Here is a 20559-nt window from a genome sequence, read left to right on the forward strand (position 1 = left end):
CGAAGGATCAGCTCCTTTCAGATCGCAGCCAGGAGCCTGCGGGCGAGTCTGCGCCGGGCCAGGGCCCTGCGGAGGCGGTTGTGATCGCCATGAAGACGTTTGGCATGAAGAGCACCAATCCCCAGACGATTGCCGTTTTCAGGTCCGAGCGCCTGCCAAACCGGCACTATCCTGATATTCTCGCCCGGTGATTCCCCTAGAAGCAGAGACGTTATGGCCATCCAGACCGCTCCTCAGAAAAAGGTTCTCGAGAAACTCCTCAAGGGCGTGAACCATCAAAAGGCCGGCGAGATCGAGAAGGCGCAGCGGTGCTACCAGCAGGTGCTCAAGAAGGTTCCAAACCATCCCGACGCACTGAACCTGCTAGGTGTCAGCTACCGGCAACTGGGCTTTCCCAAGAGGGCGATCGAATTCATACAGCGGGCTATTGCCGCCAATCCCGGCGAGGCCACATTCTACACCAACCTTGCCCGCGCCATGATGGATCTCGGGGCAGAACCGGATACGCTGCTGGCGCTCAGCAACAAGGCGCTTTCCTTGAGCCCGCAGGAACGGGAAGCAAGAAACATCAAGGGGATCGCCCTCACCAAGAAGGGTGAATACCAGGAAGCGGAGTACCTGTTCCAGGGGCTGATAGTCGATTTTCCCGACTATGTGGATGCCTACCAGAATTTCGGCATGCTGCTGATGGATGCCGGACAGGCGGAGCATGCGGTGAACTTCTTCACCAAGGCCATCATGCTAGAGCCGAACAACGTCAACAATCACATTCAGCGGGCACGGGCCCGCCTGAAGCTGAAGCAATACGAACCATCGCAATACGAACTTACCGAGGCACTGGAACGCTTTCCCGGAAACAGTGATGTCGAGCATGAAGCGGCCCGTCTGCTGTTCAGCATGAACGAAGCCCGCAAGAGCGTTGAATATGCCGAGCGATCGTACAAGTCGGACCCGACCAATTACCACAAGGCGATCACGCTCGGGGTCTCCTATCTTATGAACCGGCAGGCCAAGGAGTCTCTGGAAACCCTGAAACTGGCCAAGAAACATGCGCCGGTGGACAACAAGACGGTCGATTGGAACCTGTCGCTGGCCTATCTGTCGAATGGCGACCTGAAAAACGGCTGGGCGCTCCACAAAGCCCGTTTCGAGGACAAAGCCGCCAAGGTTCACGACCGGAAATTTGACGTACCGGCGTGGCAAGGGGAGGACATCTCCGACAAGACTGTGCTGGTGTGGACCGATCAGGGCCTGGGCGATGCCCTGCGCGCAGGGACCATGTTGCCGGAGTTGATTGACCGCGCCGGCAGGGTAATTGTCGAGCTGTCGGAAAAGGGCGCGAAATTCTTCCAGTATTCGTTTCCGCAAACTCTTTGCCGAAAGTCGCATATGGACAAGGACCTGCATGCGACGCTGTCGGACTACGACCTGCATGCCAACATCACGGACCTGGTCGACTTCTTCCGGCCGGACCTCGACTCCTTCAAACAAGGCCCCTTCCCGGTTTTCTCCTTCGAAAAAGAACGTGCAAGGTCCTACCTGGAGCGCCTTGAAGGGTATGAAGACAAGCCGGTGATCGGCTTTTCCTGGCGCTCGAAAAACCTCGCGCCCAACCGCGCCCGCTATTATCTGTCCGCGCCCGGAATTGCACCGGTCCTGGCCTCAAAGGACGCGATCTTCGTCAATCTGCAATACAAGGCCGTGGACAAGGAAATCGCCTTCTTCCGGGAGAAATTCCCGGAAAAGTTCAATTACTTCGAGGATGTCGATCTGTTCGACGACCTGCTTGGCGCTGCCGCGCTGACTGCCTGTTGCGACTTTGTCGTCTCAGCCAATACCAGTGTTGCGGATATGGCCGGCCTGATAGACGTTCCCACCATCCGTTTCGGACAGCAGGAGGCGGTCCTCAATCTTGGTCAGGACAACCCGCCCTGGTATCGCTCCGTGACCTACATGCATCCCTACACGGACCGCCCCTGTGCAGAATTCGTTCCCGAAATCATTAAGGAAATGGACCGTCAACTAGAGGACTGGTCGCCTGATCGCCGGAACAAGCGGCTGGAACTTTAGCGTTTTCCAGCGTTTAGGCAGACTTCTTCAAACAGGTTTCCGGGCAATCGCAACAAGCGTATCTGTCGCATCGATCCTGTTGAGCGCAGCTTCATACGCCTCTGTCAAAACAGCGGTATCGATGGCCGCCAGCGCCGACTTGTGCCCGCCGGGCTTTTTCGAAGACAGCCAGGCCAGATGGTTGGACAATGGATATCGCTGAACCCCCTCGATCACGATCCCTTCAAATCCTGCGGCCGAAAGCAATCTGCTCAGGCTGTCGCGGGTATGCAGAACGAGGTGCTGGCTCCAGAGCGTGAATTTCCTGAACGCTGTGCAATCAAGCTTGCTCAACAGGAAATCATTGGCATGTGGAACTTCCAGAACCGCGGTTCCCCCGGGTTTGAGGACCCGGAGCATGTCCCTCAGGATCGGCAGCGGTTCCGGCAAATGCTCCAGCACATGAAAGCTCACGGCGGTATCCAGGCTGCTATCGTCGAGGGCGTCCAGTGAGGTGTGGCAGACTATGCCTTCACCGTTCAGCGCCTTGACATAATCGCGCTGCAGTTCGACACCGCAAAAGGAGGCCGTGCGCTCTCGGACAGTCCTTAAAAAGGCACCGTCGCCACAACCGAAATCGACGATGTCCCGACCGCAGACAAAAGGCATATAGGCAGCGGCACGGCGCTCGGCGTCCCGGGTAATCTCAAAATCGCGCGATCCCGTTTTTGCCAGATTGATGTCCCGGTAGTTGCCGTCCTCGTAGACAGCGTCACCGCCGTAGAAGCCGTCGATATAAATTACGCCGGAGCGGCTGTCCCGGTAGACCGTGACGTCGTCCCGGTCTCTCGTAGCCGTCGCGTAGACTTCGCGGCTGTCTTCCGCCGCCACACCGATCCCGGACAAGGTTTCAAATATGCTCGTCATGTCTGCTCGCTTCCTTGGACGCGTCTCAAAAGCGGTTCGGCTCAGGACGCCCGGCCCGACGCCCTTGCAAAGGCTTCCAGCGCGATCCAGTCTCGGGGCGTATCCAAATCGATTTCGGTCGCCTGCGGCAAAACGACGGGAACGCTCCTGCCAAAGAAACGCTGGCCCGCTTCGCAAAACCCGGCTTTGCCGAAGGCATAGATAGCGCCGGTTTCCCGGAATTCCTCGGGCCGGTCCTGACGACGCTGGCGCGGCTTTGAGGCATCGTGATTGACGCCGATCCCGGTTCCGTCCGGCGCGACCCGCCACAGGAACGCATGCACCTCGACTACGGAAAAGGCGGTATCGGCATTGAGCCTGTCGCGCTCGGAAACCACCAGGTCGATCTCTGCGGCCGTTGTCAGCGGCGACGTGCATTGCAGCATCACCAGGGTCTCCGCCGCGCCGCAGCCCGTATGCGCCTCGACCGCATGCAGCAGGGCAGATTCAGAGGATGCTTCGTCTCCGGAGATGTTCAAGGGCCGGTTCAACCCGATCGCGCCATATGCGACAGCCGTCTCCAGGATGGCGCCATCATCGCTGGAGACGATAACCTCGTCCACGGTTTCGGCGGCCATTGCCGCACGAATGGAATGCGCCACCAAAGGCAGGCCGAGAAACGGCTTGATGTTCTTGCCCGGAATGCCCTTTGAGCCTCCCCGGGCCGGAATGACCGCGACCGTTTTTCCGCTCATGAGACCGCTCCCAGGCCTAAAGACCAGGCATGTCGACAGCGGCCTTCTTAAGATCGTAAATGGCCATGCGACGGGCGATCTCGGGCGCCAGCACCTCGGGTTTCCAGCCAAGAATTTCCTGGGCCTTGGTGTTGTCGCCGCGCAGATAGACAACATCGGAGGCGCGGAAATAGCGCGGGTCGACAAAGGCGATCAGCCGGCCTGTCTTGCGGTCATAGACCTTTTCCTCAAGGCCCTCACCTTCCGAATGCGGATCGAAGCCGACCTCCTGCGCGGCCATGAACAGGAAATCGCGGACGGTGTATTCGGTGTTAGTGGAGATTACAAAATCGTCCGGCTTGTCGTGGTCGAGCATCTTGATCATCATGTCTGTGTATTCCGGAGCATAGCCCCAGTCGCGCACGCTGCTCAGGTTGCCGAGCGGCATGGCTTCGGCATTCTGCAATTTGGTGCGTGCCAGCCAGCTGGTGATCTTGCGGGTAACGAACTCATAGCCACGCAGCTCGGATTCGTGATTGAACAGGATCCCGGAGGTGGCGAACATGTTGTAGGCCTGCCGGTAATTCACCACGAGCGAATGCGCGGCCAGTTTCGACACAGCATAGGGGCTGAGCGGGTTGAAAGGCGTCTTTTCCGACTGCGGCTTCTCCAGGACATCACCATACATTTCCGATGTCGAGGCCTGGTAGAGCCTGGCATCCAGCTTCAAGAGGCGCATGGCCTCCAGAATGTTCAGAACACCCATGTAGTTCACATCGGACGTGTAATGGGGAAACTGGAAACTGTCGGCGACGAAACTCTGGGCAGCCAAATTGAAGATGAAATCTGGCCGGATTTCGTTGAGCACGTTCTGGACATTGGCGAATTCGGTCACTTCGAGCGTGCAGAACTTAACCTGCTCGCGAATGCCCAGCTCCTTCAGCCGTCCAGTCTTGGAGGTGGATCCCCGGCGCATGGCCCCCCAGACCTCGTCACCGCGCGCCAGCAACGCCCGGGCCAGAAACGCCCCATCCTGCCCGGTGATCCCGGTGATCAGCACCTTTGCCATGTTGTTCTCCCGTTCGGACAGTCAAGTGCGACTCGCACCCCGACCATACCCTAATTGTTCAACGAGCCTAACTGCCGGATGGCATTGTCGAAGCCGTCGCCTTCGGACAAATGTCCTTGCCACACTTCCAGCACCTTGCGCTGCGGACCGTCGAGATAGGCCGCCGGATCGCCGAGATCGCCCTGGCCGAACTCGATGCCTTCCCCGTCAATCCCGACGGCATCCGCGATATGGATGTGCCGTGCCAGCGGCATCAGCCGCTCGCACCAGCTCCGCCAGTCCGCCTTTGAATAATTGGCCGACAGGATCAGGTGCGACAGGTCCAGGCAGAGTTCCATACCGATCTCCACGACAATGTCGATGTCATCCTCGCCGCAGAACATGTCGAGCACATCGGCACCGCCGAAATACCAGGCGATGCGCGGCAACCATTGCGGATAGATCGGCGCGCCTCTCTTGCGACCGATCTCGCCCAGGCACTCCTGCAGGCGCTGGTATGTGAGCTTTTTTCCCTCCGGTAGCAGACGCGAAAAACTGCCGACAATCGGCACCGCTGCCCCCGTAGTCCGTTCCAGCTCGAGAGCCAGGTCGACGCAGGTGGTGATGATCTGCCGGCTGCCGTCGCGGGTGCGCTCGTCCCCCGCCAGCGGATCGATGAGTGTCTTGCTGTCGATGTAGTCTGGGATGTGGATGGAATAGTGCCGTGTCAGATCCAGCCGGGCGAGGTTTTCCGCCATGCCGCTGCCAAAGGCACCAACTTCCTCATATGACAGATGCAGCTCGTTATTGCGGATCGGGAACCGTGTCTGCAGCACCTTGGCATCATGCAGCCGCAAGGGGATGGACAATTGCTTGTCGTCGCAGAAATCCACCAGCGCCTGTTCAAGCGGCGCCTTGGCCTCCGTGAAGTGCAGTTCGGCAATGGCGGTCCCGGCCGGAACGGCCCGTTTGACCTTGGCCTCGCCGCGTCGCTTCACATCCGCCCAGGTCAGGCCCTTGCGCGGCGCCTTGACCACGGTGTTGGCCGCAGTCAGCGCCTCCCCGGGAGCAATGTCCCGGCTGGCATAGAGCGACGAACCGAGGTTCTGCATGTTGATGCGTTCGCCCTGGTTGATCTCTCGCCGGCCCGCTCCCTGAACGGTTTCATAGGCATTGAGCAGTTTGCACATGCGGCGGAATTCTTCCGGATCGGAGCTCGAACTGTCATCAATGCCGCGGCCGTGTTTGTCCATGGTCAGATGCCGCTCGAACACCGTCGCGCCATTTGCCGCCGCGATCAGGCAGACTTCCCAGTCCTGGTCGTGCGTGGAGTAACCGACCGGTGCATCGGTCTTCTCCCGCAGCGTCTGGATGAAGCGCATCTGCTGATTGCCGAGCAGCACCGGATAATTGGAGATGCAGTGCAGGTAGGTGATGTCCGGAATGGAGCTGGTTGCTTCGAGCGCCCGGAAAATGTCGTCTTCGCCGTGCCCGCCCGTGCTCAGGATCAGAGGTTTCCCGAGGCCGGCCATGGCGAAGATCAGCTCCTCGTTCAATAGTTCCGCAGACGGCACCTTGAAGAAATCGAAGTCCTGGATGCGGTCACCAAAATCGGCCGCGTCCTCGAATTTGAAAAAGCTGATGCCGGCGGCCATGCCTTTGTCGCGGATGCGTCCGGCAAGCTGCAGGACGGTTTCCGGCGCAATGTAACAATCGTCGATTTCGCGACTGAGGATTTCGTCGCCGATCTCGGTCGTCGCCTGATAGAATCCTTCCTTGGCGCGGTACTGGAACTTTGCCGCCCAGGCGCCGGCCTCCGCGGCGATATCAATCAGCTGTTCTGCAACGTCGGACGATCCGCGGTGGTTGATGCCAAGCTCGGCAATAATCTTCATCTTGAGCAACCCAGGGTCTGAGGACCATCGAAGGGGTCCATGCAGTCATGTTGCCAAGACTATTGCAAGCGCTAAGCAGTTGATATTGATCCCCCCTTCATCGAGATCACGGTCCACAGATAAGCACCTGTCCAGCATTAAAATCGGGCACGACGCCCCCATGTGCCCGTCTTGTACATGTCGCGGCAGCCAAAGAAAAAGGGCCGGAACGACCCGGCCCTGTCTGATTCTTTACCTGGAAACGGCTCGATCAGCCAACGAAGGCCCGCTCGACGACGAATTCGGCCGGTTTGTTGTTGGCCCCTTCGTTGAGGCCCGCTTCTTCGAGCAGTGCCTTGGTGTCGCGCAGCATGTCCATGGAGCCGCAGATCATGCCCCGGTCGACCGCCGGGTTGAGCGGCGGCACACCGAGGTCCTCAAACAGCTTGCCGGACTTGATCAGGTCGGTGATCCGGCCCTGGCGCGGAAAGTCCTCACGGGTGACCGAGGTGTAGTGGACCAGCTTGTCCTTGGCGAATTCGCCGATCAGCGGATCGTTGATGGTTTCCTGCACCAGGTCCTCGCCGTATTTCAGCTCGGCAACCTCACGGCACGTATGGGTCAGGATGACCTGATCGAACTTCTCATAGGTGTCCGGATCGCGAATCAGGCTGGCAAAGGGCGCGATGCCGGTGCCGGTGGAGAACATGTAGACCCGCTTGCCCGGGACCAGCGCGTCGTTGACGAGCGTTCCGGTCGGCTTCTTCTTCATCAGGACGGCGTCGCCCGGCTGGATCTTCTGCAGGTGGGAGGTCAACGGACCGTCCGGCACCTTGATGGAAAAGAACTCGAGCTCTTCGTCCCAGGCAGGGCTGGCGATCGAATAGGCGCGGTACAGAGGCTTGCCGTCGATCATCAGACCGATCATGACAAATTCACCGGAGCGGAACCGGAAGCTCGCGGGGCGCGTCATGCGGAAGCGGAACAGCCGGTCCGTGTAATGCTGGACGGATTTCACTTCTTCCACGAAAGCGCCGGCTGGAGCCGCAGCCTCGAGATCGGCAGGTTTGGCAAGTACATTCATTTCGGTCGGGGTCCGTAGGTCGTCGCACATATTATTCGATGTGCCCCATGTAGCACCACTCATGCGTTGACTTGAAGCAACTCGGAACCACTAAAACGCGATTGGGCAAAAAAATCATTCTAATTTTGGTCAGGTTCTGGGTCGTCCCGGGGAACCATTCACCAAAACCGGCCACCAATCGATGGGCGGCCGGCTCCAGATACGTCTTCTGACCTGCACTACCGCGCGCCAGTGTCGACAACATTGGTGACGGTTTCGCGGAAGAAATCGAGCTTGCCGTCCGCCTCGTGACTCAGGATGAAAGTGACGCTCTCGCACTCACATTGACGCACCTCATAAAAGAAGACCTGATGAAACCGGGTCAGGAACCAACCGTCGCTGAGCGCTGCCGACTCCAGTTCGACAATCCGGGTGCCCTTCGTGAAGACCTCCTGGGACAATCTCTGCAGGACCGCCATCATCTCCGGCAAACCGGTGGCAACCTGCCAGGAGACATCGGTTTCGTCCCGGTAGTGGTCGATCCGGAAATCCAAGTCCTCGGCCATCAGGGCGAGCAGTTCGGGACTGCCCTTCTCGAACAGGTTCAGAATCTGATGGATCGCGATGGGTTCCGTGCGTGGCAGCGGAAAGGTCTCGCTCCGGTCCGGGGTCAGGCTGATATTCATGGCGGCTCTCCTTGTTGCGCCCCCGCCGAGTGTGGCGGCGTTGATAGCGGAGTTGTGCCAAACACAAATTACCAAGTATATTCCTGTACTATCTATATTTTAAATAGGAAATTCCTATGATTGAAGTGACCCCACTCCGCTATTTTGTCAGTGCTTTCGAGCTCGGCACGATCAGTGCTGCCGCCGCTGCGCATGGTATTTCGCAGCCATCGCTGTCCCAGGCACTGCAAAAACTCGAGGAGACCATCTCAAGCACGCTTTTTCTACGGTCCCGCAAAGGGCTGCAGCCGACCGCGCAAGGCCATCAGCTTTATCAGCATGCCCAGTCGATCCTGGGCGCGGTTCAGAAAGCCGAGAACAGTTTTTCCCAAAATAGTCCGCGGCATCTCAGCCTCTACACCTCTCCGGACATTGTCCTGAAACCGTTTCGCGGCGCGTTTGAAGCCTTGCGGCGCACCTGCCCGGGCCTGGAGCTGCGTTTCGAGCTGACACCTGCAGCGGCCGAGCTGGCTCTGGTCGACCAGTCCTGCGCGCCCAGGGGCCACCGGTTTCACGAACTGGTCCGCGAACCCTATGTGCTGGCGCTGAAAAAATCTCATCCGCTGGCCGGAACGCGCACATTGACACTCGGCGACCTGCGTTCCCTGCCCCTTATCGAGCGCCGGTATTGCCCGCATTACGACGCCATGCGCGCAGAGTTGACACTCGAGGATGTCAGCCTGACGGCCGCCGCCGAAGCGGTTCATGACCAGCAGGTCCTGGAGCTGGTCAGACTGGGATTTGGCGGCGCCCTGCTGCCAGCCGGTCATGTTGCCCAAGATGAAGCGATTGCGGCCATCCCAGTAAAACATCCTTCGCTCGGTGAACGCATCATGGGTCTGGCCGTCAGAAAGACCGCGTCAGCCAACGAGATGTTTCGTATTTGGTTATCAGGGTTTACGGGCGGTTCACTTTCAATGTGACACTCCCAAGAAAGATTGCCCGTCGAGACTTTTTTATTTGACTCATAAATAGAAAATGCAAAACTTACTGCAAAGCAAAGATATGCTTCAATAATACCTTCCAATGAGGCAAAGTAAATGTCCGGACGCGCACACGAAGAAACAGGCCAGACCATAGCATTCGTGCTCATGGACCGCTTCTCCATGAACGCTTTCGCGAGCGTGATCGAACCGCTGCGCATAGCAAATCGCCTTCTTGGTCGCGAATACTACGAATGGACGACTTATTCCCTTGACGGGAATTCGGTCGTGGCAAGCAATGGATGTGAAGTTGCAGTAAAGAAGTCTATTCGCGAACTTCATGACGCTGATGTTACACTTCTGTGTTCCGGTATTGACGTCGAACGCCTGCCTCTTGATCCGGACCTTGGCAGCAAGCTGCGCCGCCTGAACGCCATGGGCCGTACCTTCGGCGCCATCTGCACGGGCGCCTATCTGCTGGCGCGCTACAATCTTCTGGATGGCCGTCGCTGCACCATTCACTGGGAAAACCTGCGCTCACTGCGCGAGGAGTTTCCGGATGTGGAAGTGACTTCGGACATCTTTGCGATCGACCGCAACTGCATCACTTGTGCCGGCGGCATGGCCTCGCTCGACATGATGCTGCGGCTGATCGCCATTCAGCACGGGGCTTACCTGGCTCATGAAGTCGCGGAAGTGGCGCTTTACCAGAACATGCGCTCCGGCGAATCCGCGCAGCGTCACGACATCGAGGCCCGCACCGGAATATCCAATGCCAAGATCCTCGACGCGATCCGGATCATGGACCTGCATATCGAGGACCCGCTCAGCTGTCAGCAGCTGGCCATGACGGTGAACCTGTCACCGCGCCAGCTGGAACGCCTGTTTCGCCGTCACTTCAACTGCACGCCGGGCCAGTATTACCTGCGTCTGCGGCTGGAAACGGCCCGTGACCTCTTGCGCCGGACGAGCCGGCCGGTGCTGGATGTGGCCCTTGCCTGCGGCTTTGCCTCGACCTCGCATTTCACCAAATGCTATCGCGAGCGTTTCCTGTGCACGCCGACGGAAGAGCGTCAGTCCTATCAGTGGGCCAACACCAAGACGAATTCGGGTGTCGGCACCGCCACGCCGATGCGGCTCGTGGCCAAGTAAGCCGGGCGCGCTCAGACCAATCACACAAACGCCGCGGTTTCCGCGGCGTTTTTCTTTGGGGACCTGCCGAGAGCGCTTCACAGTTAGCTGCTCAAGCCCCCAGGCGCCAAAGCCCAAGGGGCACCAAATACAGGCCGAGCATCAGGATCGCCGCGAGGACCAGCTTTCGAAACACCGCCTCCGACACGCGCCGGCGCAGGTGCTGTCCGGCCCAGACACCGGAGAGCGCCGGCACCACCAGGGCAAGCGAGGCCAGCGCTTCCCGTCCGCCGACAAGGCCAAATCCGCCGAGCGATGCGCCGAGGGCGAGCGTCGACAGCAGAAACAACAGGCCCATGGCCTGGATTAGCTGGTCGCGTGGCAGCCCCATGGCCTGCAGATACATCACACCTGGCACGGTGTAAGACCCGGTCAGTCCCGCCAGGACGCCATTCACCAGGCCCACAACGATGCCGACGGGAACGATCCGGCTTTCGGCGAGTGTCAGAACCGCTCCAGCCAGCATCGGCAGCGCATAGGCAATCATCAGTGCCCCCAGCAGCAGATCCGCTGCGCCTTCAGGCAGGCGTGTCAGAATTAAGGTTCCCGCGCCGAGCATCAAAACGGCGCTGACCAGGAAGGGCCACAGACGCGGTACGAGCACTTTCAAATGTCCGCCCAGGAGGCCTTGCCAGAAATTGGTGAGAAAGGCGGGCCAGAGAATCAGGACCATCGCCTTTTCAACGCCGACAAAGACCGTCATCAGGCCGAGCCCGATGGTCGGCAGCCCGAAGCCCACCAAACCCTTGATGAAGCCAGCGCACAAAAAGACGACAACCGAAACGAGGACCAAACCCAGGTCGGCGGCAACCAGTTCAGACACGCTCGACCGCTCCCCTGCGCGCGCGACAGGCCCTAGAGCATGTCGCGTTTATTTGAGTTCATTTGACCGAGACAATTTTGGTCTCCGGCGAGGCGGTTTGCACGCCGTGGTGTCGCCTACCACAAGTGCAAGCCAACGACGCAGGTGGCCAAAATTGTCCGGCCCAGTCGAAGGTCAAAGCCAGGAGTTTCGCACTTTTCCGGGTGTTGCGAAACGGCCATCGTCAGCGTTGCGCCGCTTGCCCGATGCACCGCATCGCGCTGCGCGACGCGCCTTGCCGAGTGAACCGTTTCGCGCCATCAAATGAGCTCAAACAAACGCGACATGCTCTAGCCGTCACCTTCCGACATTTGATAGCTGTCGAGCAGGCCTTTCAACGCGCCCGCATCAATGCGTTTTGTAAGGGCCTCGTTGAACGGTTCCAGCAAGGCGATGCAGGGTGTTGCCCTTGAGAACAGAAAATGCAGCGTGTTGACCGCCGCAGGCCAGGGCAAGACCTCGACCAGGTCGACCGCGCCCGTTTCATCAATCATCATGACACCGTCCTGACGTGCGATGACGAGATAGTCGGCCTTGTCTTCCATCAGCAGGCGCATATAGGTCTTGAAGTCGTCGAAAGGCTGACGATCGATCGACAGGCTTTCAGTGGCGAAGTTCTCAAATTCCTCCCCGAAGGAAGCCCCAAAGGGTGCGACCCCGCGCAGGCCGATCAGATCCTTGAGCGACTGCGGCCGGCTTTCGAGGCTCTTGCGGATAAAGATGCCGACCTCTTCTTGCATGACCGGACGGCTGACACCGTATTTTTTGAGGCGCTCATCGGTTTTGTAGGCCCCTGCAAGGACGTCGATCTGACCTTTTTCCAATAGCACCAGGACCCTGTTCCAGGGGAGATCGGGACCTTCCGCCACATTCACATGCAGTGAGGTCAGAATCTCCCGACCGAGATCGGGAAACACACCATTCAAGGTCCCGCTTGCTTCTTGGCGCATAGAAACAGGATACCAGACCCCCGACCCGTTCAGCTTCACCTCTGAGCAGGCATCGGAACCGGCATGCGCTTGAGCCGTCTGAAACAGGCAGATCAACGCCACGAAAATCACGTTCGATATCAATCGTAATTCGCTGTAAATACTCATCTAATCGCGATCCAACAGCATTGTTCACGAATTTCGAAACAGTGAACCTGCTTTTCCCGACCCGGTCAATCTGAAACGGACAAGTTTGACGTGTGCTGCGTGCCTACCAACCGGTTTTGTGAAAAATCCACCGGAATCCCCTGCCAAAAATGACAGGAGTACGCGTTGCGTTTGCGCCATGACGCGATGATGCTACCGTCCTGGAATGACAACGTCCTCTTTGCCCAGGCTGCCAAACAATCTTGCTCGGCGCCTCTTTCTGAACAAGCACGGTCTTGCCGCCGCTCCCAAGGGAAGCGGCAAGGGCAACGACCTGCGGGCCGTGGTCGACGAGATCGGTTTTGTCCAGCTCGACAGTATCAACACGGTCGCCAGGGCCCATCACATGATCCTGGCGGCCCGGCGGCCGGCCTATAAAGAAAAGAACCTCAAACTGCTGATGGAGCGGGACCGTCATCTGTTCGAGCACTGGACCCACGACGCCTCGGTCATACCGACCGAGTTTTTCCGGCACTGGCAGCTGCGCTTCGAGCGGGACAAGGCGTCCCTGGCGGCCAGGTGGCGCAACTGGCACAAGAACGGCTTTGAAGGGAAAATCGACGACATCCTAAAGCAGATCAGCGACCATGGTCCGGTGACGTCGGCAACAGTCGGCGAGGACGAGCAGCGCAGCAATGGCGGCTGGTGGAACTGGCATCCGTCCAAGGCCGCTCTTGAATACCTGTGGCGCACCGGCGAAGTGTCGGTAAGCGGCCGGGAAAATTTCCAGAAAATCTACGATCTGACTGATCGGGTTATTCCGGCACAGCATCTTGGGCACGCCTATGACCCAGACGAAACCATCGACTGGGCGGCCCGCTCCGCACTGGACAGGCTCGGCTTTGCCACGTCGGGTGAGATCGCCGCTTTCTGGGATCTGATCACGCCCGGAGAAGCCAAGAGCTGGTGCCAGGAGGCACTCGCTAGAGGCGACATCATCGAACTGGTGGTGGAAAATGCCGACGGGTCACCGAGGAAGGTTCTTGCCTATCCCGAGACGCTCGAAACGCTGGAAACCCTGCCGCAGCCACCGTCGCGGGTGAGGATCCTGTCGCCCTTCGATCCGGCGCTACGCGACCGCAAGCGCGCCAAGCGACTGTTTGGCTTCTTCTACCGGATCGAGATTTTCGTGCCGGAAGCCAAGCGCCAATATGGCTATTACGTCTTTCCGGTGATGGAGGGCGATCGTCTGATCGGCCGGGTAGACATGAAGGCCCTGCGCGGCGAGGACCGGTTGCATGTGCGCGCCTATTGGCCGGAACCAGGTATCCGGCCTTCCAAGGGGCGGCTTGGCAAACTACAGACCGAACTGGAACGATGGGCCCGGTTCGGCGGCTGTTCCGAAATCACCTTTGAAAAGGACTGGCTGCGGACGGCCTGAGCAGGCCGTCCTCTCCATCCTGCCCGCTCTTAAGCGGCGACCTTCTGGGCAAGGTGCCCGTTGGATCGCGCCCTCACCTCATCAAAGCTCCAGTCGGTGAGCAGCCGGCCGTCGCGGTAAACCGGCTTCAGCTGGTCGGTGGCCGGATCGATGTTGTCCAACCGTGCCGCTTGCAAACGGCCGTCCCTTTCGACAACCGCCTGTCGGCCGGCCTTCGAGGCTTTGCCCGGATCAGAAACAGGGTTCTTCGAGACATCCACCCAGTGGTCGTCCGCGGTTTTCATCGCGTTGGCCTTCATGGCAAAGCGCATGGTGTCCCGGTTGAGCTGCTGCAGCAGCCCGCCGCCCATGCCAAAGGCAATGTTGTCGACGGACCATTTCTGGCGCACCAGTTCGCCAACCAGTTCCCTGATGCTTTTCAGCGTCATGCCGTCGCCCTGGATGACCCGAATGGCGGGGTTGAGCACACGGGCGCCCTTGCGGTTTTCCGTGCCGCCATATGAGGACCAGAGGGTCTCCAGCACTCTCAGCGGCGTGGCCACCGGATCGCCGCTGTCCGGGCGGATAACCACGGTCGCACCGGAGTTCAACACCCTTTCCTTCAGGCTGCCGCACCAGATCCTATTGACCGCATTGTCGATGTCATAGCTGTCGGAGACCACAGCCACCAGCTTGCCCGGCGCCGCAAATTGCTCCAGCATGTTGGCATAAGCCTGCTCTTCCCGATCCGCGCCCCAGCTGGTCATCGTCGAGTGCTCGGCCGCAGGTATGGAAAAACCGGCCATCTCCGCGCCATACCAGGTGCTGGCTGCCTCGACGGCCTCCATGGTGTCGGTGCCAGCAAAATTGACCAGATGCGCCATGCCTCCAAGCGCCGCGCTCTCGGCCGAGGAGACGCCCCGGGCGCCGAAATCATGCAGTTTGAACGGAACCTGTGCGTCCGGATCGTCCGAAGTGGCCAGAAGGCCGCGATAGATGATCTCCTTGCATTTTAAGGACAGGGTCGCGACCGTTGACGGATACCAGAGCGAGCGCAGCAGGGCCGTTTCCACCCAGGTGGTCAGCCATGGCATGCGTTCGTCGGTGTTTTCCACCTGGACCAGTGGCACGCCGCTCGGCGCCAGCGTGCCTTCCGGCAACGCCTTGATCTCGAGCGGGAACAGACCGCCGTGATCCTCCAGGATCTGTTGCCAGCCGTCCCTGTTGAACGGGACGCCATGGGCCGCGCAGACCGCGCCAGCCTGCGCGATCTGCGCGGCCGTGATCGGTGTCAGCAAGACCTTTTTCAAATAGGCCTGAAGCCCGAAGAACAAAACGTCCTCGGAAAAGCCGTTGGGACGCGCCTCGACATAGGCGGAGATCCGCCTTGCCTCAGGCGGGTATTGACAGAAATGGGACTGCTTGTAGCTGTCCGTCGCCAAAAGCGGATTTGTCATTGTGAACTCCTCACGTGACAGATAGCCCACAGGTCTCCCCTGCGGACAGGTTAGAGATCGGCCATCAGATCAATGATGGACCAGTGATCCTCGAAGAATTGCTCCGGCTTCAGATCGCCGAGCCGGTACCAGTTGGCCGCCCGGGCGTCGTCGCCGCCGGTCACGGAAAACAGCTCCCGGCGCTCCGGCAGGCGGAACAGGAAGGCATGGGTGATGATGCGGCCGCGAAGCGACCGGTCGGGATGGTCGAACACCCGCGTCTTTGTGCCATCGATGAACGACGCCAGCATTGCCGGCGGGATTTCACCCTTGTGATCGCTGATCGCGGTTTCTTCCTTCAGTTCCCGGATCGCCGCATCGCGGATGCTTTCGCTTGGATCGAGAAACCCGCCCGGCAGCGCCAGCAAACCCTTGCCCGGGGCCTGGCCACGCTCGACCAGAAGGATGTGGCCGGACTGGATCACGACGGCATCGACCGTCACGAACGGACCACGGCCCCAGTCCTTCGGATAGGCGTCCAGATATTCGGCCTCCTCCAGAAGGTCCCGGAATGTCTCGCTCAAGGAGAAATCTTCGAGCCAGCCGGCAACCTCGTCGGACAGGACCGACCTGGAGATCGCCGGAATGCGCTGGAACAATTGCCGGCGGATATCGCTCGAGGAAAAGGTGCCATATTGGCTGGTCAGCTGGACGTTGCCCCATTCCGGGAACAGTTTCAGGTAGTAGCTGGTTCGGTCCTTGCCGTAGCCGGCCAGCGCGATGCGGATATCGTCGAGGCCGTGCAGAACGACCCCGCCCCTGTTGTAATGGGCCAGCACCGTCTCATTGACAGCGCGCTGAACCTCCGTGCACCAGGCCGTGTCCGAATAGGGATGATCCGGCACCGGTTTCAGGATCAGGCGGTCCGTTGCAAGTTCGTGCTTGAACACCTTGGCAAACATCTCGGCGCGTTCTTCGTGGGTGAAGGGATTGCGCGGAGTGCGTGCCTGGGCGGACGAACCGATCAGCACGATCAGCGTGTCGACTTGCTTGAGCGCCGCTCGGATGACGGCCTCATGACCGATATGCAGCGGCTGGAACCGGCCGACAAAAACGCCGTAGTGATAGGTGGACATTCGAGCCTCCCTCGAATTGATATGAGGTTTGAGCCGAACTCCTCGGCTCCACCAGACAGTAATGCTCGTTTTGAGCATTTTCAATTCGACAAATACTCATTTTGAGTATTATTAGGATTATGGTTATCGAAAAATCACACCAGCTGAACCTGTTCAGGAGAAGGCTCGGGATCAGAGACCTGCGACCGGGCCGCGCTGTTTCCCAAGCACCATCTTGCGGAAATAGTTTGCCCTGGTTTTGTCGCGCAAGGCGTCAAAGAACTGTTCGACCAGCGGCTCGGACACCTTGATCGGCGACGGACCGTAGTTCTCGTATTTGTCCGAAAGCGCCTTGTTGACCGCATTGGAGAAATTCACGTAGTCGATATGTTCTTTCGGAAAATGCCTGGCTGCGCGCCGGACGATGTCCTGGATCGCCGGATCATTGGCAATCGTCACCGCTGTGATCTCATTGCCATGGGCCTTGGCCAGCTTGCGGTAAGACTCCGACAGGCTGTCGATGAACTTGGCATCCGCCGTGCGCGCGATATAGGCAGCAAAGGCGTGCAGGAATTCGATCTCCCAGGACGCGTCGCTTCTCTTGATCTGATGCTCGAACACCTTGCGCAGCATGTCGAAGCACAGAAAGCGCAACACCGACATGGCGAAGAAATCCTTGTTGGCGCCCACAAACGGCTGCCGTTTGTGAATACGGCCGCAGGCTTCGTAATTCGCCCTGTAGATGTCGAAAAGACCGGGAGATTCTGAAATGAAATCGAACACGGCGGCGATATCCGCCTTGGTCAGCTTGCCGCCTTTGAGATCCGCCGCGGATTGCAGGCTGCGCCGCGCAAGCTCAAGCGCCTGCTGGCCAGCGCCAACGCAGATATGCGGGCCGCTGAGCTTGGGATAGGTCACAGCGTTCTTTTTGTCCGAGGGACGCATTGCCTGCCTCACATCCGGGAAAAATCACAATGCTCCGAATTGGTTTTGAAAAGGTAACCGGAGATGTGGCGACTGGTCTGAGGCCTGCGATTGCTTTTTCGGGGTCTGGGTAAGCTGATGGCAGTCAGGTCATGGTATCCTGGTTGCCAAGCAAGATTTCTAACCTGCCGAAATGCCGCATGCCGTCGAGCGACCGTGAAAGCAAAAGCCCTGGCGCTCGTCACAAGGTGGACGTATAATTTCCTTGTTTCGCAACAACGAAATATATGGAGAGAGCTATGACTGTGGAACGGGCCATTCTTCTTGTTGTCGGCGCGCTGATCCTCGCCTCGGTGCTGCTGGCGGTTTACGTCAACTTGAACTGGTTGTGGCTGACCGGCCTTCTCGGCGCCCACCTGATCCAGGCGTCTTTCACCGGCCTGTGCCCGGTGGTGATGATCCTGAAAAAGATGGGCCTGCCGCAGAAGTCGGGTTTTGCATAAGGGCAAATTCGGCCCCAAGCACTATCAGCCTTCCATCAGAGGAGGATCGAATGGTTCGTCCCGATGGATTGACCGCCTGTTTTTGAGCACGAACCCGATCCTTCGAGGCAGGCCTCCGGCCTTCCTCAGGAAGAGGTTTGGTTATGTGACAAAGTCAGCGGCAAGATCGCGACTTGTGCGCAATCCAAAGGCTCACCGCCAGCTCAGCACCACCTTGCCGGCTTCACCGGATTTCATGGCGGCGAAGCCCGCTTCGAAATCGTCGACGCCGAAGCGGTGGGTGATGACATTGCGCACGTCGAGGCCGTTCTGCAGCATGGCGATCATCTTGTACCAGGTCTCGAAGATCTCACGGCCATAGACGCCCTTGATGGTGATTGCCTTGAAGACGATGCGCGACCAGTCGACCGGCGACTTGCCGGGCGGAATGCCGAGCAGCGCAATCCTTCCGCCCATGACGAGGTTCTCCACCATCTGGTCGAGCGCGATCTGGTTGCCGGACATTTCCAGACCGACATCGAAGCCCTCCTTCATGCCGAGCCGCTTTTCAATGCCCTTCAGGTCTTCTTGTGCAACATTCACCGGCACGACATCGGCCACCCTGGTGGCCAGATCCAGCCGGGCCTGGTTGATGTCGGTGATGACGACATTGCGCGCGCCGACATGGCGGGCGACGGCGGCGGCCATGATGCCGATCGGACCGGCGCCGGTGATCAGGACATCCTCACCGACCAGATCGAAACTGAGCGCGGTGTGAACCGCATTGCCGAGCGGGTCGAGAATGGCGCCGATCTCGTCGTCGATCTCATCGGGCAACGGCACGACGTTGAAGGCCGGCAGACGCAGATATTCGGCGAAGGCGCCCTGTTCGTTGACACCGATACCGCGGGTTTCCGGATCGAGATGGAACTTGCCGGCGCGGGACTGGCGCGAATGCCTGCCGATCAGGTGGCCCTCACCGGAACAGCGCTGGCCGATCTCCAGATCGGTGACGTTTCGCCCTAGTTCGACGATCTCGCCGGCAAATTCATGACCGGTGATCAAAGGCACCGGCACGGTCTTTGACGCCCACTCGTCCCAGTTCCAGATGTGAATGTCGGTGCCGCAAATGCCGGTCTTGTTGATCCGGATCAACACATCGTCAGGGCCGATTTCCGGCACCGGCGCGCGGGTCATCCAGAGGCCTTCCCTCGGCTCCGATTTGCAGAGCGCCTTCATCTGATTGCTGCTCATGACAGGACTCCCGTCGCCTTACCGGCTTTCTCGAAGGCTTCCAGTGCGCGGTCCAGGTCGGACCGGGTCAGCGCCGCGTTCATCTGGGTGCGGATGCGGGCCTGGCCGCGCGGCACCACCGGGAAGAAGAAGCCGGAGACATAGACGCCTTCCTCGAACAGCTTCGCCGCCATGGCCTGGGCCAGTTTCGCTTCACCCAGCATGACCGGAATGATCGGGTGCTCGCCGGGTAAAAGTGTGAAACCGAGTCTTTCCAGGCCGTCGCGCCAGTAGCGGGCGTTGTCGAAGAGGTTTCTGCGCAAGTCGTCGCCTTCCTCGACCAGGCGGATGGCTTCGATCCCGCTCATGACCACTGCCGGCGGCAGCGAATTGGAAAAGAGATAGGGCCGTGCACGCTGGCGCAGAAGATCGATTACTGGCTGGGGACCAGCAATGTAGCCGCCGATGCCGCCGCCCAGCGCCTTGCCGAGGGTGCCGGTCAGGATATCGACATCGACGCCGAAATGGGCAGGTGTGCCCTCGCCCTTCGGCCCCATGAAGCCGGTGGCGTGGCAGTCATCGACCATCACGACAGCGTCGTATTTCCTGGCCAAAGCCGTGACGTCCGGCAGGTTGGCCAGATAACCGTCCATGGAAAAGACGCCGTCGGTGGCGATCATGATGTGGCGGGCGCCGGCCTCGCGGGCTTCCTCCAGCTTTTCTTCCAGATCCGCCATATCGGAATTGGCATAGCGATAGCGCTTTGCCTTGCACAGGCGGATGCCGTCAATGATCGAGGCATGGTTGAGCGCGTCCGATACGATCGCGTCCTCAGGCCCGAGCAGCGGCTCGAACAGGCCGCCATTGGCGTCAAAACAGGCCGCGAACAGGATGCTGTCGTCCTTGCCGAGGAATTTTGCCAGACGCTGTTCCAGCTCACGGTGGATGTCCTGGGTGCCGCAGATAAAACGCACCGAAGCCATGCCGTAGCCCTTCGGTTCCAGCGCCTTGCGAGCTGCTTCCTCCAGGGCCGGATGATCGGCGAGCCCCAGGTAATTGTTGGCGCAAAGATTGATGACTTCGCGGCCGCCCACCGTAATGGTGCCGCCCTGGGGCGAGGTGATCAGCCGCTCGCGCTTGTAAAGGCCCTCAGCCTCGATCTCTTCGAGCGTCGCGGAAATATGGGACAGAAAGGCACTGGACAACGGGATTCCTCCGACAAACTGGAAATTTTATCCATTATGCCGGATTCCTGTTCGCGATAAAAGATGCAATTTCCGATATGACGGAAATAGAACACTGGTCCGCGCTCGCGGTTCCGTCCTGCGGAATGGGTCTTGTCCGGCGGAGTTCAGTCTATCGCGACACCGTGACACTGGCCATCCGGAACCGGGCATAAAGCAGGGCCTCCGGAGTGTCGAAAATCCTGTCCGACTGCCCGAGACGTCATTGCCGGTGGGCTGACACTGATTTTTGCCGCGCCTTGTTCTTCAGCCGC

General features: G+C 59.3%; 18 protein-coding genes. 5 read left to right on the plus strand and 13 right to left on the minus strand.

The features are described from left to right. Nucleotides 1-213: 213 nt before the first annotated feature. Nucleotides 214-2070, plus strand: coding sequence for a tetratricopeptide repeat protein (locus tag M0H32_RS19110; RefSeq protein ID WP_248156769.1), 1857 nt, complete (start codon nt 214-216; stop codon nt 2068-2070). A gap of 27 nt (nt 2071-2097) precedes the next feature. Here M0H32_RS19110 and M0H32_RS19115 read toward each other — a convergent pair whose 3' ends face one another. From M0H32_RS19115 to M0H32_RS19140, 6 genes are all read right to left on the minus strand, one after another. Then, on the minus strand, nt 2098-2976 hold the full coding sequence (locus M0H32_RS19115) for a class I SAM-dependent methyltransferase (protein WP_248156770.1): 879 nt from the start codon (nt 2974-2976) through the stop codon (nt 2098-2100). A 41-nt stretch (nt 2977-3017) separates the two neighbouring features. After that, nucleotides 3018-3710, minus strand: coding sequence for an acylneuraminate cytidylyltransferase family protein (locus M0H32_RS19120; RefSeq protein WP_248156771.1), 693 nt, complete (start codon nt 3708-3710; stop codon nt 3018-3020). A gap of 16 nt (nt 3711-3726) precedes the next feature. After that, on the minus strand, nt 3727-4758 hold the full coding sequence (locus M0H32_RS19125) for a GDP-mannose 4,6-dehydratase (RefSeq protein WP_248156772.1): 1032 nt from the start codon (nt 4756-4758) through the stop codon (nt 3727-3729). A 50-nt stretch (nt 4759-4808) separates the two neighbouring features. Continuing rightward, on the minus strand, nt 4809-6632 hold the full coding sequence (locus tag M0H32_RS19130) for an N-acetylneuraminate synthase family protein (RefSeq protein WP_248156773.1): 1824 nt from the start codon (nt 6630-6632) through the stop codon (nt 4809-4811). Nucleotides 6633-6882: 250 nt separating this feature from the next. After that, entirely contained in the window at nt 6883-7695 is an 813-nt protein-coding gene (locus M0H32_RS19135; protein WP_248156775.1) for a ferredoxin--NADP reductase, read from the minus strand. A 218-nt stretch (nt 7696-7913) separates the two neighbouring features. Next, nucleotides 7914-8360, minus strand: a complete 447-nt coding sequence (locus tag M0H32_RS19140; RefSeq protein ID WP_248156777.1) for a hypothetical protein — start codon at nt 8358-8360, stop codon at nt 7914-7916. Nucleotides 8361-8476: 116 nt separating this feature from the next. Here M0H32_RS19140 and M0H32_RS19145 point away from each other — a divergent pair, with 116 nt between their 5' ends. Both M0H32_RS19145 and M0H32_RS19150 read left to right on the plus strand, forming a co-directional pair. Beyond that, complete coding sequence (locus tag M0H32_RS19145) at nt 8477-9322, plus strand: LysR family transcriptional regulator (RefSeq protein WP_248156779.1); 846 nt, start codon at nt 8477-8479, stop codon at nt 9320-9322. 117 nt (nt 9323-9439) lie between these two features. Beyond that, nucleotides 9440-10474 carry a GlxA family transcriptional regulator gene (locus M0H32_RS19150; RefSeq protein ID WP_248156780.1) on the plus strand — a complete coding sequence of 345 codons (1035 nt, stop codon included), beginning with the start codon at nt 9440-9442 and terminating at the stop codon, nt 10472-10474. Between the two features lie 91 nt (nt 10475-10565). Here M0H32_RS19150 and M0H32_RS19155 read toward each other — a convergent pair whose 3' ends face one another. Then, on the minus strand, nt 10566-11336 hold the full coding sequence (locus M0H32_RS19155) for a sulfite exporter TauE/SafE family protein (RefSeq protein ID WP_248156781.1): 771 nt from the start codon (nt 11334-11336) through the stop codon (nt 10566-10568). A 329-nt stretch (nt 11337-11665) separates the two neighbouring features. Next, the gene (locus M0H32_RS19160) at nt 11666-12472 is read right to left on the minus strand and encodes a substrate-binding periplasmic protein (RefSeq protein WP_248156782.1); all 807 of its coding nucleotides are present in this window, start codon (nt 12470-12472) and stop codon (nt 11666-11668) included. Between the two features lie 205 nt (nt 12473-12677). Between M0H32_RS19160 and M0H32_RS19165 the strand changes: the two genes are divergently transcribed. Further along, on the plus strand, nt 12678-13892 hold the full coding sequence (locus M0H32_RS19165) for a winged helix-turn-helix domain-containing protein (protein WP_248156783.1): 1215 nt from the start codon (nt 12678-12680) through the stop codon (nt 13890-13892). 29 nt (nt 13893-13921) lie between these two features. Here M0H32_RS19165 and M0H32_RS19170 read toward each other — a convergent pair whose 3' ends face one another. From M0H32_RS19170 to M0H32_RS19180, 3 genes are all read right to left on the minus strand, one after another. Beyond that, nucleotides 13922-15328 carry a nicotinate phosphoribosyltransferase gene (locus M0H32_RS19170; RefSeq protein WP_248156784.1) on the minus strand — a complete coding sequence of 469 codons (1407 nt, stop codon included), beginning with the start codon at nt 15326-15328 and terminating at the stop codon, nt 13922-13924. A gap of 50 nt (nt 15329-15378) precedes the next feature. Then, a complete protein-coding gene (locus tag M0H32_RS19175) occupies nt 15379-16443 on the minus strand; it encodes an NUDIX domain-containing protein (RefSeq protein ID WP_248156785.1) in 1065 nt (354 codons plus the stop codon). Between the two features lie 171 nt (nt 16444-16614). Next, entirely contained in the window at nt 16615-17367 is a 753-nt protein-coding gene (locus M0H32_RS19180) for a hypothetical protein (RefSeq protein ID WP_248156786.1), read from the minus strand. Between the two features lie 278 nt (nt 17368-17645). Between M0H32_RS19180 and M0H32_RS19185 the strand changes: the two genes are divergently transcribed. Then, a complete protein-coding gene (locus M0H32_RS19185; RefSeq protein WP_248156788.1) occupies nt 17646-17849 on the plus strand; it encodes a YgaP family membrane protein in 204 nt (67 codons plus the stop codon). 192 nt (nt 17850-18041) lie between these two features. Here the strand turns inward: M0H32_RS19185 and tdh are convergent, their stop codons facing one another. Both tdh and M0H32_RS19195 read right to left on the minus strand, forming a co-directional pair. Further along, the gene (gene tdh / locus M0H32_RS19190) at nt 18042-19082 is read right to left on the minus strand and encodes an L-threonine 3-dehydrogenase (RefSeq protein ID WP_248156789.1); all 1041 of its coding nucleotides are present in this window, start codon (nt 19080-19082) and stop codon (nt 18042-18044) included. Then, on the minus strand, nt 19079-20266 hold the full coding sequence (locus tag M0H32_RS19195; protein WP_248156790.1) for a glycine C-acetyltransferase: 1188 nt from the start codon (nt 20264-20266) through the stop codon (nt 19079-19081). The genes tdh and M0H32_RS19195 overlap by 4 nt, the downstream gene beginning before the upstream one ends. Nucleotides 20267-20559: the final 293 nt, after the last annotated feature.

Source organism: Roseibium sediminicola (genome assembly GCF_023156505.1).
Lineage (GTDB): Bacteria > Pseudomonadota > Alphaproteobacteria > Rhizobiales > Stappiaceae > Roseibium > Roseibium sediminicola.